This is a genomic window from Viridibacillus sp. NPDC096237, assembly GCF_050278625.1.
In the GTDB taxonomy this organism is placed as follows: Bacteria; Bacillota; Bacilli; order Bacillales_A; family Planococcaceae; genus Viridibacillus.
This window is the reverse complement of sequence record NZ_JBNNTI010000023.1, coordinates 1-15,149: the sequence shown is the minus strand read 5'-3', so window position 1 is coordinate 15,149 and position 15,149 is coordinate 1. Positions and strand designations below refer to the sequence as shown.

Below are 15,149 nucleotides of genomic sequence, written 5' to 3'. Positions count from 1 at the left end.
CATCTTATTCTATTGTGTAGGATTCATCTTCAAAACTCTTGTAATTTCACCATCAGTATCAATATCAATTACAAATGAACCGTTTGAGTAGCGATCCGCTCCACGATAATTATCTTCTTGAACTTGCTCTTGGACACCTTTTTCAGTTTCTAGAAGTAAAACATCGCCTTTATGAACATAAATGACTGTATAGACGCGATGTGGATTCTTTTTTAGTTCACGCACTGTTACGACGCCACGTTTTGGACGACCGCTCACTTCAATTTCAGAGACAGCCATTTTCTTCACAGCACCACGATGTGTAACAAGCAGTAAATCACCATTATCATTTTCTGGAATGACATTTGCTGCCACAATATAATCTTCTTCTTTTAAGTTTATGGCTTTAACACCAGCTGTTTTAACACCTGTAACTGGTACATCTTCCATTAGGAATCGAACTGAATAACTAAAATGCGTAGTCAAAATAACTTCATCTGTAATCGCTACGAGATCAGCATAAATTACTTCGTCATCTTTTTTGACGTTCATTGTTTTAATTGGTTTTGAATAACGTTGTACCACGTATTCATTCAATGGTGAACGCTTAATTTGTCCACCTTTAGTGATTGTCATCACAAATACATCGGGCTCAAATGTTTCTACCCCTCGAGCATTGATGATTTCTTCATCTGAATCAATTGGTACTATACTTGAAATGTGTTGACCTAAGTCTTTCCAACGAATATCAGGTAGCTCATGTACTGGCTGATAAATATAATGTCCTTTGCTTGTAAATAGCAGTAAATGCTGTTGCGTATTAATTTGAGATTCGAACAATAAATGATCGGAATCTTTCATCGCAAAGTCTTTACCGTTCGAAGCATTGTAAGAACGTTGACTTGTACGTTTTACATAACCGTCTTTTGTAACCGTCACTACGACATCTTCACTTGGAATTAAAACTTCTAAGTTAAGTTTTATTTCCTCAATTTCAGCCTCAATAATTGAGCGACGTGGTTCAGCAAAACGTTTACGCACATCTTGTAATTCTTTTCTGATGACACTTATTAGTTTTGCTTCGCTTTCTAATATGCTTTGTAATTCAGCAATTTTCACTTTTAGCTCTTCTTCTTCCTCACGCAATTCCGTAATATCGGTATTTGTTAAACGATATAGCTGTAATGAAACAATTGCTTCAGCTTGAATTTCAGTGAAGTTGAATTTTAACATCAAGTTGTTTTTAGCATCTCTTTTATCTTTTGACTGACGGATTGTATGAATAACTTCATCTAAAATCGATAATGCCTTCATTAATCCTTCTACGATATGTAGGCGATCTTTCGCTTTTTTTAAGTCAAATTGAGAACGTCTTGTAACTACTTCTTTTTGGTGATCGATATATGCATCTAATAGTAATGGCAATGTCATCATCGTTGGACGACGTTTATAAATCGCAATCATATTAAAGTTATACGTAATTTGAAGGTCAGTGTTTTTATATAAATATTGCAGAATTGGTTTCCCTGGAACTTCTTTTTTTAGTTCAATGACCATTCTTAAACCTGTACGATCTGATTCGTCACGTACTTCTGCAATCCCCTCAAGACGTTTATCTAAACGCATTTCGTCAATTTTCTTAACTAAATTTGCTTTATTGACGTCATAAGGTATTTCAGTGACAACGATTTGCTCTTTGCCACCTTTAAGCGTTTCGATCTCGGCCTTTGCACGGACGATAATTTTCCCTCTACCTGTTTCATATGCTTTTTTAATACCTTCCACACCTTGGATAATACCGCCGGTTGGAAAATCTGGACCTTTTATAACGGTCATAAGTTCATTAACAGTCGCATTTGGGTTTTTCATACGCATTAAAACAGCATCTAATACTTCGTGTAATGCATGCGGAGGAATATCCGTTGCATAACCTGCGGAAATCCCTGTAGAGCCATTAACAAGTAGATTTGGAAATCTAGCAGGTAATACAGTCGGCTCCATATCTTGGTCATCAAAGTTTGGTACAAGATCTACTGTCTCTTTCTGAATATCACGAAGCATCTCGGCTGCGATAGCAGAAAGACGCGCTTCTGTATAACGCATTGCTGCCGCTGAATCACCGTCGACAGAACCGTTATTACCATGCATTTCAATAAGCATATGACGCGCTTTCCAGTCTTGACTCATACGCACCATAGCTTCATAAACAGAACTATCACCATGTGGATGATAGTTACCGATTACGTTACCGACTGTTTTTGCTGATTTACGGAAGGGTTTATCATGTGTATTACCACCCATAAACATTGCATATAATATACGGCGCTGTACTGGTTTTAAACCATCACGAGCATCTGGTAAGGCACGATCTTGAATGATGTACTTACTGTATCGACCAAACCGATCGCCGATGACTTCTTCTAGTGGTAAATCTTGATAACTTTCGGTCTGTGTCATACTAAGTCCTCCTCATTTTGAATGAATTCATTGTCAAGAATATTGGAGTCTTCTTCTAGACCAAAATCAACGTTTGATTCTATCCATTTACGACGTGGTTCTACTTTATCACCCATTAGCGTTGTAACACGGCGTTCAGCTCTAGCACCGTCGTCGATTTTAACACGGATTAATGTTCTTGTTTCTGGATTCATCGTTGTATCCCATAATTGGTCGGCATTCATCTCACCGAGACCTTTATAACGTTGTAAAATATAGCCTTTACCAATTTTATCAATCGCTTGTTGTAAATCTTTTTCAGTCCAAGCATATTCCAATACTTCTTTTTTACCTACACCTTTTGAAACTTTATAAAGTGGTGGCAGTGCGATATAGACTTTACCCGCTTCAATTAGCGGTTTCATATAGCGATAAAAGAAAGTTAATAACAGGACTTGGATATGGGCACCATCTGTATCGGCATCGGTCATGATGATGACTTTATCATATGCAGCATCTTCAATAGTGAAGTCAGCTCCTACTCCTGCGCCAACTGCATGAATAATCGTAGCGATTTCTTCATTTTTTAAGATATCTTGTAATTTTGCTTTTTCGGTGTTAATGACTTTACCGCGAAGTGGCAAAATGGCTTGGAATGTACGGTCACGGCCTTGTTTTGCTGAACCGCCCGCAGAATCTCCTTCGACAAGATATAATTCGTTTTTAGCGGCGTTACGGGACTGTGCTGGAGTTAGCTTTCCAGACAATAGCGCACTAGATTTTTTGTTTTTCTTGCCGTTACGTGCATCTTCACGTGCTTTACGCGCTGCTTCACGAACTTGTTGCGCACGAATTGCTTTACGTACAAGGGAAGCACTAAGCTCAGCGTTTTCCTCTAACACGTAAAGTAATTTCTCAGACACAACCGAATCGACGACACTTCTAGCTTCACTAGTACCTAGCTTCCCTTTCGTTTGTCCCTCAAACTGTAGCAAGTTTTCAGGAATTCGAACGGAGATAATAGCTGCTAAGCCTTCACGAATATCAGAGCCGTCTAAGTTTTTGTCTTTTTCTTTTAATAAGCCGATTTTGCGTGCATATTCATTGAATACACGTGTCATGGCTGCCTTGGCACCGGTTTCATGTGTGCCTCCGTCACGAGTACGAACGTTATTAACGAATGATAAAATCGTTTCTGAGTAGCCATCGTTGAATTGGAAAGCAAATTCGACTGCAATTTCGTCTTGTGATCCTTCAACATACTTGACTGGGTGTAAAACGTCTTTTTCTTCGTTTAAGTAAGCAACGAAAGCCTCGATACCATTTTCATAATGATACGTTTCATGATTGCCTGTTTGTTCTTCAATTAGCTCGATTTTTAAGCCTTTTAATAAAAAGGCAGATTCTCTTAACCGTTCAGCAAGGGTGTCAAAATTATACTTTGTCGCTGAAAATATAGTGTCATCTGGTAGGAAATGTATACATGTTCCCGATTCTTTTGTTGTCCCTATTTTCTCTAATGTAGTAGCGGGTTTACCACCATTTTCAAAGCGCATTCTATATTTTGTGCCGTCACGGTGAATAGTGACTTCAAGCCATGAGGATAATGCATTTACTACGGAAGCACCTACACCGTGCAATCCTCCACTTGTTTTATAGCCACCTTGTCCAAATTTACCACCTGCATGCAGAATGGTAAAAATAACTTCTGGTGTTGGTTTACCTGTTTTGTGAGTACCTGTAGGCATGCCTCGACCGTAGTCACGTACACTTATACTTTGATCCTCGTGAATTTTCACAATGATATGTGAACCAAAGCCAGCTAATGCTTCATCGACTGCATTGTCGACAATTTCATAAACAAGATGATGTAATCCTCGGCTATCAGTTGAACCGATATACATACCTGGACGTTTACGAACAGCTTCTAATCCTTCAAGTACTTGTATTGCATCATCATTGTAAGACATGACTGTTTGTTTATCTGTCAAAAAAATTCCCCCTAAATACAAACACCCGTTCCACTTAAAATTATATTACGCACTTTCTCTTTTACTGTCAACAAGAGGTAATTTAATTTCATATAGAGTTTATTGTACCAAACGTTGAATCTAAAACAAAATAAGAATAAGATAATACTCTAAGAAGATGTGTATATTGTGTACCAATATAGTATTATGATAAACTATTAGTACCAACTACTAAAAAAGAAGGAGTTTTATATGCATATGATTCTATTAATCATCTTGACATACTTGATAGGTTCAATTCCTTCAGGTTTATGGATCGGTAAACTATTTTATAAGACCGATATCCGCGAACACGGCAGCGGAAACTTAGGTGCTACAAATACCTTCCGAATTCTCGGAAAAAAAGCAGGTATTGTCGTAACACTTATGGATATCTTAAAAGGAACGATAGCGACGCTATTACCAACACTCGCATACTTTGCTGATAGTGGCATTCATCCTCTAGTTGTAGGAGCGCTTGCAGTTGTTGGTCATATGTTCCCTGTATTCGCAAAATTCCGTGGTGGTAAAGCAGTAGCCACTTCAGCTGGTGTAGTATTAGGTTACCATTGGCCAATTTTCATCATCTTATTTATTGCATTCATACTTTGCTTAAAAGTATCCAAAATGGTCAGCTTTTCTTCTATGTTTGCTTCTGTAGTAGCTTTTGTTTATGCTATTATATATACGTTCTTTGAGCAAGACTATTTTTTATTAATCATCATTACAATCTTAGCAGCCTTTATTTTTTACAGACATCGTTCGAATATTGTACGTATTAAAGCAGGCACTGAGCCTAAGGTTAAATGGTTGTAAACTACAAGGAGTGTACACCGCATGAAAATTGTCGTATCAGCTGAAGCACTAGAATGGTTTGAAAAAGAAATGGATATAGAAGACGGGGACCAAATTCGTTTTTATGCTCGTTATGGTGGCTCTAGCCCTTTTCATGAAGGTTTTTCACTTGGTATGAATCGTGAACAATCAATGAATCCTGCAGTTGAAGTTGAAAAGAATAATACAACTTTCTACATCGAAGAAGATGATTTGTGGTTTTTCGACAATCACGATCTTCACATTTTAGTGGATGCAACACTTAATGAGATTAAATATGATTATATAAAAGAAGCTTAATAAGACAAATGAAAAGCATGGCGCCAATGTGAAGTGCGCCATGCTTTTGTTATGCATTAAAGCGATTGTACTGCTGTAATTGCCCTTCACTTAACAAAATCTGGCGTTCATAGTCACCAAAAAGATCGAAATGAGGGTAATGCTTATAATCGATCCACTCGGGCTTTAAACCATAGTTTGCCCCCCATTTGATGAGTTTTTCAACGTCCGCACAACCTACTTTTGTCACTGTCTTACAACCCGGGAAACGCTCGTCCTTCCAATAATGTGTAAGAAAAGCGATTTCACCAGCTATCACGCGCTCTTTCCATAATTCAAGCTCCACTCTAGTGACACCTAATGCCATTAAGCTTCTTTTCTTTCAATTTCTTTATATTTTTCATCCCATTTAGGGTCTACTTTTCCTAAAGAAACAGGTCTAAAATTCTCTTTTTTCACTAAAATATGTTCTGATGTTGCTGTTACCGCTACAGAGCCATCTTCATGAAGAACCTCGTAGCCATATACTGTACGTAACTTCCCGTGGGACTCAATCCAAGTTCGAACTGTCGCAACTTGACCATATCTCATCGCAGCTTTGTATTGAATGGAAATATCCATCACTGGCGATACATAACCATCCGCTTCAAGTTGGTTTACTGAAAACCCCAAATCACGGATTAACTGTGTACGTCCCACTTCAAGCCAAATGATATAATTTGAGTGATATACTACACCCATTTGGTCTGTTTCCGCATAACGGATTTCTATCTCTTTATTGCTAACAAACATTTAATTCACCTCATAACTCTATTATACAGAAGTCTAGCTGAAATTACTCATAAAAGCCTTATATATAGCGCATTCGACATCAAACTATTGAATTTATACATCTATATAATAAAAGAAGAAACCACTAGCTTTGTATTTTGTTATCGCTTACTAGCTTCTTTTGATACTAATAAACCGATTGATTTGTTTTTTTTCCATACATTATTCCAATGTCTATGGGATACTGGACCTTCACCTGCATACGGTGCTATTTCAACTGTAATACCAGGCTTTTTCTGTGACATGATAAACCAATCAGCAGATGATCCACTACCTTTTGCATACATAGGTGGGATGATTGAATAGCCAGTTACACGACTAATTTGACGTGTTAACTCCAAATCGCGCTTATAATTAGTACTATTTTGGAAGTTAAACCAGTATAACATTTGACCAGATGAATGATATGAAATATCAGATTTAAATTTGTGACGTTCAACGAAAGCTTTTAGTGCTTGCGCTTCAGGTTCTGAGAATACGCGAGGCCCTTTGTAACCTTTATAGGTTTTTGGAGTAAACGCTACATACTTCCATTCACCATCGAAATTTCGATTTAAATCGACACCACGGGCATTAGCTTTCCAACGTTTATAATTCGAGCTTTTATTGATCTTCTTGATCAAGTTCTTATTTGCCATACTATTTATACCATTCTGCACTAATGTGACACCATCAGGGTTAATCATTGGTACAAACCAAATACTTGTTGTATCTAGAGTTTGACGTACTTTATAGCCAGCAAAGCTTGTCTTTTTGTTGTAGCTATAAGAGTAGTTGTCAATCATTTCCATCACAACGTTAGTAGTCATATGCTCACGAGCATGAATGGCTGCATCTACTAAAATTTCTTTCTTACCATTACCCACTTTTAAAGCATAGATTGCTCTACCTTCGACAGATTCACCAATTTTCTCTAAAGATGTAAATTCGGGATATAATTTAGCGAAAACTTTTACATAGTAAGAATACGCCTTATAGGTAACGTTTTTTGTAGGATTAACGATGTTTTTATGATAGAAATTCAATAAATCAACATATCCAGACTGACCTAAATACTCAATTATGCCACGGCCTTTAGAAATACCTTTTAAATGTACAGTTTGCCCTTTGTTTAAAGAACCGATTTTGACACCATTTTGATCATATACAGCAGAAGCTTTTTCCGTATACAGTGTGATTGGATACGTTGCTGATTTCAGCTTTGCTAATGATACCGCCTTCTTCGTAGGCATTGTACCAGCTATTGAAATTGCGTATTGTTTGCCACTCTTCTTAATGTAATGATACTTACTCGTTGTTTTTGTTGGTTTAAAAATGGCACCTGTTTTTAATGTACCAATTTTTTTGAATTTACTATTTATGACAGTATATAACGCTACTGACTTATTTACTATTTCGACTTTATCTGTTAATTTGAACGATAAATCGACATCTTTGAATGCAATATAGCCAGTTTGATCTCCTAATTTTAGTACAAAGTAGTTGTCAACAATATCGATTGTTTTAAACTTTATTGCTTGTGAACCTACCGCTAATACTGTCGAAGTAGTGCTTGGTTGATTGTAAATTTTGAAGGTATTCTTAGTTGTAATACTCACTGACTTTTTCACTTCAGGTGTAACTACATCTAAGTTTGCTTCACTCAAGTTTTCACTTGCGATCCAATATGTACTTTGACCAATTGATAATTCATACCAATCTTCATTATCTGTTCGATTTACATGGTATTTAGTTGACGAATCATTTAATTGTAACAGAGCTTTTGTAGTGTTATTTGGTTCGTATAGTAGACTGTTTGCTTTCACTGTTACATATGTATATATAAGATTTGGTGATTCTACATTCGCTTTTTCTTCAATTCTTTCAGGATTATTTGGTGTTTCTACAGATGATTGTTTATCTTGTTTTCCCGATGTATCTGATGTTTCTTCTATTGTAATTGCTTCTTGCGGTACAACTGTCTCGCCTATCTCAGCTTCCTCATAACCCTCTTTATGTTGTTCCTTTACTGGTGCTGCATATACTGCACTCATATAGGCAAAAGGCACATTAAAGGCAATTATGAAGGCAATTGAGTATGCGGAAAATTGAAGTAGTTTCTTTTTCATAAATCCCAATCGGTACACCTCTACTATTTTTTTCTCAGATTGATTCAAAATATCATTTATTTTCCAACTTAAAACAAAAAAATACATGTGTAGCATACAATTAAGATACGCTACACATGTATACAATGATAGGTAAATTCTTAATGAATCAACCTAACTTATTTTGTTAATTTGTTACGAAGTACCATTTGTAGGATACCGCCGTTACGGTAGTAGTCTACTTCTACTTCTGAATCGAAACGTGCAAGAGCTTTGAATTCTTTAACAGAACCGTCTTCAGCTTTAGCAGTTACAGTTAAGATATCTTGAGGTTTAACACCTTCAGCGATATTAACTGAGATTTCTTCTTTACCAGTTAAGCCTAGAGATTCAGCGTTTTGTCCATCAACATATTGTAATGGAAGAACACCCATCATTACTAGGTTTGAACGGTGAATACGCTCATAAGATTCAGCGATAACTGTCTTAACGCCTAGAAGGTTTGTACCTTTAGCAGCCCAGTCACGTGAAGATCCCATACCGTAATCTTTTCCAGCAAGAACAGCTAAACCAGTACCACTTTCAGCGTATTTCATAGCTGCATCGTAAATGTACTCAACTTCGCCTGTTGGCCAGTAAGTAGTGTAACCACCTTCTGTACCAGGAGCTACTTGGTTACGGATACGGATGTTAGCGAAAGTACCTCGCATCATAACTTCGTGGTTACCACGACGAGAACCATAAGAGTTGAAGTTACGTGGTTCTACACCGTTAGCACGTAAATATTGACCAGCTGGTGTATCTTTACCGATCGCACCTGCAGGAGAGATATGGTCAGTTGTGATAGAGTCACCGAACTTCGCAAGTACACGTAAGCCAGAAAGTCCTTTAATGTCTTCTGGTTTTGGCGCAAGGTTTTGGAAGAATGGTGGGTTTTGAATGTAAGTTGATTTTTCATCAAATGTGTATAGAGAATCAGTTGATGTTTCAATTTCATTCCATTTTTCGTTTTCGTCAAATACGCGTGCATATTCTTTTTGGAATAGATCACGAGTTACAACTTTACCAAGAACATTGTTGATTTCTTCAGTAGTAGGCCAGATATCAGCGAAGAATACATCGTTGCCATCTTTATCTTTACCGAATGAATCATTTTGAAGATCTACATCTACAGTACCAGCTAATGCGTAAGCAACAACAAGTGGTGGTGATGCTAAGTAGTTAGCTTTAACTAGTGGGTGTACACGACCTTCGAAGTTACGGTTACCTGAAAGTACAGAAGTTACGAATAAGTCATTTGAAGTAATCGCTTCTTCGATTTCAGGAAGTAATGGACCTGAGTTACCGATACATGTAGTACAGCCGTAACCTACAGTGTTGAAACCGATTTCGTCCAAGTACGTTGTTAGACCAGAATCGTTTAGGTATCCAGTTACAACTTTTGAACCTGGTGCTAATGAAGTTTTAACCCATTTAGGAACAGTTAAACCTTTTTCAACAGCTTTTTTAGCTACTAAACCTGCAGCGATTAATACGTAAGGGTTAGATGTATTTGTACATGAAGTGATTGCAGCGATTGCTACAGCACCTGCAGGGATTTCTACATCGCCTTCAGCGAATTTAGCAGTTGCAGTTTTTTCGAATTCTTTTTCAGTTAAACCGAAACCTTGTACACCAGAAGGAGCTACGACTACTTCGTGGTAACGTTTTTTCATGTTTGAAAGTGGAATTAAATCTTGCGGACGTTTAGGACCTGATAAGTTAGGCTCGATATCAGCAAGGTTAATTTCTACAACGTCAGTGTAAACTGGTTCTAATTCAGGATCAAAGAACATGTTGTTTTCTTTTAAGTATTTTTCAACAACTTGGATGTGCTCTTCGTCACGACCAGTTAAACGCATATAGTTTAGTGATTCTTCGTCAATTGCGAAGTAACCACATGTAGCACCGTATTCAGGAGCCATGTTTGAAATTGTTGCACGGTCAGCTAGTGGTAATTGAGGGATTCCAGGACCGAAGAACTCAACAAATTTATTAACTACACCTTTAGCACGTAGAACTTGAGTTACTTTAAGAGCTAAGTCAGTAGCTGTAGTTCCGTTTGGAAGATCGCCTGTTAATTTAACACCGATTACTTCTGGAACTGGGAAGTATGAAGGTTGACCTAACATACCTGCTTCAGCTTCGATACCACCTACACCCCATCCAAGTACGCCGATACCGTTGATCATCGTAGTATGAGAGTCAGTACCAACAACTGAATCAGGGAATGTTTCGAAAGTTCCGTCTGCATTTTCATTCACGTGTACAACTGGAGCTAAGTACTCAAGGTTAACTTGGTGAACGATACCAGTTGCAGGAGGTACAGCACGGAAATTGTCGTAAGATGTTTGAGCCCATTTTAAGAAGTTATAACGCTCAGCGTTACGCTCGAATTCAAGGTCCATGTTAGCTTGTAAAGCTGTTGCAGTACCGTATTTGTCAACTTGTACTGAGTGGTCAATTACAAGGTCAACTGGAATTGCAGGGTTAATTTCGTTAGCGTCTCCGCCCATTTCTTTCATTGCAGAACGTAGAGATGCTAAGTCAACTACTACTGGTACACCAGTGAAATCTTGTAATACTACGCGTGATGGTTTGAAAGGAACTTCAGCATTAGGATCTACATCCGCGCCCCATTTTGCTAATTGATCAACATGATCCTCTTTGATTACATAGCCGTCGTATTGACGTAAAACAGATTCTAATAATACTTTGATTGAATAAGGAAGGCGTGATACTTTTGCGATACCAGCTTCTTCGATTGCAGCTAAACGGTAGAAGTTATACTGTTTACCATTTACATCGAATGAAGCACGGCTGTTATGCAAGTTTTTGATTGCCATAGGTTGGTTCCCCCTCTAATTAACTAATGAAAAGGCTTTATAAATAGCTTCTTTTCTCCACCAATAATAATAAACTAAATTTGTTCATAAGTAAATTACATTAATATTATAGATTGTAATAAGTTTTATTTATGACCTTTTTTCAAATGCCATAAGCACTCTCGAAAATGTTGTTTTTTCATTTTAATACAGAATACATCAAATTTTACGAAATTAAAAACATGTCTATAAAACAACCGTAGACATGTTTTAGCTCTTATTGTACTATGAAACCCATTTAATATACTCATGTTTATTTTTGGCTGTTTTCTCAAAGATTGTTGCTTTTAGTTTGGCTATCTTCTTCAACTAAAGCACCCCGTTAGTTTAAGTATATTACTTCACAATCTGCTAATTGAATGATTCCATATTTATGTATTAAAAAGCTATCAACGTTACACTTGTATCATTTTGGATTATTACAATAGCATACTTTTAAAATCACATTTAAGTAATGCCATAATAATTTCATCTGAGTACGAATCGTTATAATATAAGGATTGACGTAAGACTCCTTCTTTTACAAACCCAACCTTTTCATACGCTCTAATTCCACGCAAATTATGGCTAAATACTTCTAACTGTAAACGATTTAATTGGAGTTGTTCAAAAACAAAACTTAGAACAATTTTTGTAGCTTCAGTACCATATCCTTTACCTGTTAATGAAATAGAAGCCATCGATATTCTGAATCCTGCTTTTTTGTTCTCCTCATCTATATCGAAAATCGATAACTCCCCGATCATTTCGTCAGTGCCTTTTAAACAAATAGCGAAATCATAGCGACTTGAATCATTATTAATATTTTCAATATGTGTCTTAATTTGAACCAGTGAAAAATTAGAATTCGTTCCAGTCATATAACGTATTTCTTTATCCATTGTATTTTCTAATATAATAGGTGCATCTAACTCGCAAAGAGGTCTTAAATAAATTCTCTCACTCTCTAATCTCATTTTAACTTTCTCCTTAATTGTTTTATGTTCATTTTTAATTCCCCCACTTTTTTTACCATAATACTACTTCAACGCCATTCTAAAAATACCTGCTTCTTCAACTAACTTCCCTCTATAAACATTGAAGTATCAACGGTTTTCATCACTTAGTGATGTAAGAAAAATATTTTTCATCTCTTTTGTAAACAGATGATTGAATTTATAGTTTTTATTACCAATTTCAGCGTACGCTTCGCTAAAACTAATGAAAATCATTAACTTTTTTAGTCCATTATTTGATGCACAATGGATCTCTGCGATGCTTATGACGACGTACCCTCCCATGTCTCTTAGCGTCAGTGCGCTTACATTCCTTCATTCGGTCTATTCATAAGGCAGAGGCCTGCTAAGCTGCCCCGGAGACTCATAGCCTGAGTTTAGTTATTTTGCTGGCTTCTCCGTGTCATCCTTCTTGTTATAGTTCGATGAAAAGAATTTGTTTATCCTGCCTCTGCGAGACAGTAGAGGTCTTTCATCATATGTTTCTCGTTAAAACGGACTTTCTTTTTACAAATACCATGTAATACCTTCAGTAATTTACCACACAGTACCACCATTGATTGCTTTCCACGTAAGGGATTTTGTTGGCGTGTTGTGTAATATTCATGAAGCTTCTTGAGTGCTTCATTGTGACGAATGAGTGGTACTATTACTTTAAACAGAATATATCTAAGTCTCTTTCTTCCTCGTTTGGAGATATGTTTTTGCCCTTTATGTGTTGATCCAAGTGTTTTCGAATCAGGTAAGTTTTCAGCGACCAAGAATCGAATTACAAAACGAGGTTCAAGTAGACTTCGTCATTCCTTGTTCATGGCTGTTCGTTGTGCAATACGAGATTGCAGGAAAACTAAAACAGACGATAAAATCATTCCTCGAAACAAGAAATTACGTGAATTTTATGATAAAAAACGTAACGAAGGAAAATCTTTTAAAGTAGCGATGATAGCTTGTGTTAATAAACTATTACATTGGATTTTTGCCTTATTAAAAAACAGAACTATGTACCAAGATTTAGCCTGATAAGTAAGTACAGCTATATCAAACAAAACCTTCCAAAAATAAACTTTAGGAAGGTTATTTGTCATACACTTTTTAGTATAGCACTTGCCTATTAAACTTTTCAAAGAAAATTATTGACAAACTATTAGCTGGTTTAGTTGAAGTGCATTTATTCACAAACTTTACCCTTTATTTGATTGTTTATCAAAAAAGGGAAACCCCAAGATGTATATTAACGTGTTCCGTTTTGAGGCTGCCTAGCAGCATAAGAAAAAGCCGTCTAAATGACAGCCCTGATCTTCAGCTCTTGCCCCATCAGTTAGGAGTTCCAATATCTATCCATTAAAGATGTTGACCAATTTGGTTGCATTACTTCTCCTTTTGGTAGAAACTCTTTCATCACTGGTTTAATATCAATAATAGGAGTTCCGTCTATTGCATCTAATCCCTTAACAATCAATTTTTTATTATTTATTTCCAAAAGTTCCACAATAGTAACTCCTAACTTATTAGGTCTATTTTTACCCCTTTGTGCAAAAATACCAACTTTAGGATATTCTTTATTGTTTCTTGGATATCTTGCTTCAAATTGAATATTATCATCAGCAACCTTATCAAAGTAAAAAATGATTTCTAAGTGAGAGAATTCATTAATACCTTTCAAAGAAGATTCATTTATATTTTCTGCAAGTTCAATGGTTGATATAATTGAACCCCAATTATCATCTTCAATAGCTTTACGATTATTATTTACTATAGCTATTGGATAAATAGAAATTTGCAAAGTTATCCCTCCTCCAACTTATTAATATTCATTCTACAAAAAGCTTTAATTTCCTTTAATTAGCAGATCCCTTATTGAACTAAACTCCCTCTATAAACATTGAAGTATCAACGGTTTTCATCACTTAGTGATGTAAGAAAAATATTTTTCATCTCTTTTGTAAACAGATGATTGAATTTATAGTTTTTATTACCAATTTTAGCGTACGCTTCGCTAAAACTAATGAAAATCATTAACTTTTTTAGTCCATTATTTGATGCACAATGGATCTCTGCAATGCTTATGACGACGTACCCTCCCATGTCTCTTAGCGTCAGTGCGCTTACATTCCTTCGTTCGGTCTATTCATAAGGCAGAGGCCTGCTAAGCTGCCCCGGGGACTCTTGGTCTAAGTTTAGTTATGTTGCTGGCTTCTCCGTGTCATCTTTCTTGTCATAGTTCGATGAAAAGAATTTGTTTATCCTGCCTCTGCGAGACAGTAGAGGTCTTTCATCATATGTTTCTCGTTAAAACGGACTTTTTTTTTACAAATACCATGTAATACCTTCAGTAATTTACCACACAGTACCACCATTGATTGCTTTCCACATAAGGGATTGAAAGTAAATCAACAATCGTTGCATCTCCTAAACCTGGAACTGATGCAAGTAAATCATATTCCATCGTTGTTTTAGCCATTTCGGCTAATTGATTATTTACAGATTCAATTTCGCTTTCTAATAGGCGATACTGACGTAGGAGCGTGGCGATTTCATGTTGTGCCATCTGTGTCCCTTCTGTTATTCCGATAGATTGCTTCGCTACTTTAATAAGAAGCTTTGCTTTAGGCAACTGTGGGGCTCGTATTCCCTCTACCTGACGGTAAAGAAATACAAGCTCTTCAGCTGTTTTCCCTTGATCAAGTTACTGAAAATACACTCGTTGTCGGTATGGACATTGCTAAGCATGTTCATTACGCCTGCTTTGTCGATGAACGAGGGCGTGTGATTGAA

At 36.6% G+C, this 15,149-nt stretch carries 11 protein-coding genes and 3 pseudogenes; 4 read left to right on the top strand and 10 right to left on the bottom strand.

The genetic code is table 11. From position 1 onward, the window contains the following. Positions 1 to 9: 9 nt before the first annotated feature. Together parC and parE are read right to left on the bottom strand one after the other, a co-directional pair. On the bottom strand, positions 10 to 2,436 hold the full coding sequence (gene parC, locus ACQKMD_RS13415) for a DNA topoisomerase IV subunit A (RefSeq protein WP_427752633.1): 2,427 nt from the start codon (positions 2,434 to 2,436) through the stop codon (positions 10 to 12). Then, a complete protein-coding gene (gene parE, locus ACQKMD_RS13410; protein WP_427752682.1) occupies positions 2,433 to 4,385 on the bottom strand; it encodes a DNA topoisomerase IV subunit B in 1,953 nt (650 codons plus the stop codon). The genes parC and parE overlap by 4 nt, the downstream gene beginning before the upstream one ends. Positions 4,386 to 4,637: 252 nt before the next feature. On the opposite strand from parE, the gene plsY reads away from it, so the two are divergent. Both plsY and ACQKMD_RS13400 read left to right on the top strand, forming a co-directional pair. After that, positions 4,638 to 5,240 (top strand): glycerol-3-phosphate 1-O-acyltransferase PlsY, encoded by a 603-nt coding sequence (gene plsY / locus ACQKMD_RS13405; RefSeq protein ID WP_427752631.1) that lies wholly within the window; start codon positions 4,638 to 4,640, stop codon positions 5,238 to 5,240. A gap of 21 nt (positions 5,241 to 5,261) precedes the next feature. Then, entirely contained in the window at positions 5,262 to 5,558 is a 297-nt protein-coding gene (locus ACQKMD_RS13400; protein WP_427752630.1) for a HesB/YadR/YfhF family protein, read from the top strand. A 49-nt stretch (positions 5,559 to 5,607) separates the two neighbouring features. Here ACQKMD_RS13400 and ACQKMD_RS13395 read toward each other — a convergent pair whose 3' ends face one another. The 6 genes and pseudogenes from ACQKMD_RS13395 to ACQKMD_RS13370 all read right to left on the bottom strand — a co-directional run. Beyond that, positions 5,608 to 5,904 carry a hypothetical protein gene (locus ACQKMD_RS13395; RefSeq protein WP_427752628.1) on the bottom strand — a complete coding sequence of 99 codons (297 nt, stop codon included), beginning with the start codon at positions 5,902 to 5,904 and terminating at the stop codon, positions 5,608 to 5,610. Continuing rightward, positions 5,904 to 6,329 carry an acyl-CoA thioesterase gene (locus tag ACQKMD_RS13390; protein WP_427752627.1) on the bottom strand — a complete coding sequence of 142 codons (426 nt, stop codon included), beginning with the start codon at positions 6,327 to 6,329 and terminating at the stop codon, positions 5,904 to 5,906. Before ACQKMD_RS13390 ends, ACQKMD_RS13395 begins: the two co-directional genes overlap by 1 nt. Positions 6,330 to 6,469: 140 nt before the next feature. Next, complete coding sequence (locus tag ACQKMD_RS13385) at positions 6,470 to 8,476, bottom strand: M14 family zinc carboxypeptidase (RefSeq protein WP_427752681.1); 2,007 nt, start codon at positions 8,474 to 8,476, stop codon at positions 6,470 to 6,472. 158 nt (positions 8,477 to 8,634) lie between these two features. Further along, entirely contained in the window at positions 8,635 to 11,340 is a 2,706-nt protein-coding gene (acnA, locus tag ACQKMD_RS13380) for an aconitate hydratase AcnA (protein ID WP_427752626.1), read from the bottom strand. A gap of 458 nt (positions 11,341 to 11,798) precedes the next feature. Further along, the gene (locus ACQKMD_RS13375; protein WP_427752624.1) at positions 11,799 to 12,335 is read right to left on the bottom strand and encodes a GNAT family N-acetyltransferase; all 537 of its coding nucleotides are present in this window, start codon (positions 12,333 to 12,335) and stop codon (positions 11,799 to 11,801) included. Positions 12,336 to 12,814: 479 nt separating this feature from the next. After that, positions 12,815 to 13,090: pseudogene (locus ACQKMD_RS13370) on the bottom strand (IS110 family transposase); the annotation flags it as partial. Between the two features lies 1 nt (position 13,091). Here ACQKMD_RS13370 and ACQKMD_RS13365 point away from each other — a divergent pair. Then, positions 13,092 to 13,394, top strand: a pseudogene (locus ACQKMD_RS13365) (transposase); the annotation flags it as partial. Positions 13,395 to 13,692: 298 nt separating this feature from the next. On the opposite strand, the gene tsaA reads toward ACQKMD_RS13365, so the two are convergent. Together tsaA and ACQKMD_RS13355 are read right to left on the bottom strand one after the other, a co-directional pair. Further along, a complete protein-coding gene (gene tsaA, locus ACQKMD_RS13360; protein ID WP_427752622.1) occupies positions 13,693 to 14,157 on the bottom strand; it encodes a tRNA (N6-threonylcarbamoyladenosine(37)-N6)-methyltransferase TrmO in 465 nt (154 codons plus the stop codon). Between the two features lie 546 nt (positions 14,158 to 14,703). After that, positions 14,704 to 14,988 carry a hypothetical protein gene (locus ACQKMD_RS13355; protein ID WP_427752621.1) on the bottom strand — a complete coding sequence of 95 codons (285 nt, stop codon included), beginning with the start codon at positions 14,986 to 14,988 and terminating at the stop codon, positions 14,704 to 14,706. 38 nt (positions 14,989 to 15,026) lie between these two features. Between ACQKMD_RS13355 and ACQKMD_RS13350 the strand changes: the two are divergent. Continuing rightward, positions 15,027 to 15,149, top strand: a pseudogene (locus ACQKMD_RS13350) (IS110 family transposase); the annotation flags it as partial.

Bases quoted from the DNA above. Each gene is read 5' to 3' on its own strand.
- parC (WP_427752633.1), bottom strand. From the start codon at position 2,436: ATGACACAGACCGAAAGTTATCAAGATTTACCACTAGAAGAAGTCATC.
- parE (WP_427752682.1), bottom strand. From the start codon at position 4,385: ATGTCTTACAATGATGATGCAATACAAGTACTTGAAGGATTAGAAGCT.
- plsY (WP_427752631.1), top strand. From the start codon at position 4,638: ATGCATATGATTCTATTAATCATCTTGACATACTTGATAGGTTCAATT.
- ACQKMD_RS13400 (WP_427752630.1), top strand. From the start codon at position 5,262: ATGAAAATTGTCGTATCAGCTGAAGCACTAGAATGGTTTGAAAAAGAA.
- ACQKMD_RS13395 (WP_427752628.1), bottom strand. From the start codon at position 5,904: ATGGCATTAGGTGTCACTAGAGTGGAGCTTGAATTATGGAAAGAGCGC.
- ACQKMD_RS13390 (WP_427752627.1), bottom strand. From the start codon at position 6,329: ATGTTTGTTAGCAATAAAGAGATAGAAATCCGTTATGCGGAAACAGAC.
- ACQKMD_RS13385 (WP_427752681.1), bottom strand. From the start codon at position 8,476: ATGAAAAAGAAACTACTTCAATTTTCCGCATACTCAATTGCCTTCATA.
- acnA (WP_427752626.1), bottom strand. From the start codon at position 11,340: ATGGCAATCAAAAACTTGCATAACAGCCGTGCTTCATTCGATGTAAAT.
- ACQKMD_RS13375 (WP_427752624.1), bottom strand. From the start codon at position 12,335: ATGAGATTAGAGAGTGAGAGAATTTATTTAAGACCTCTTTGCGAGTTA.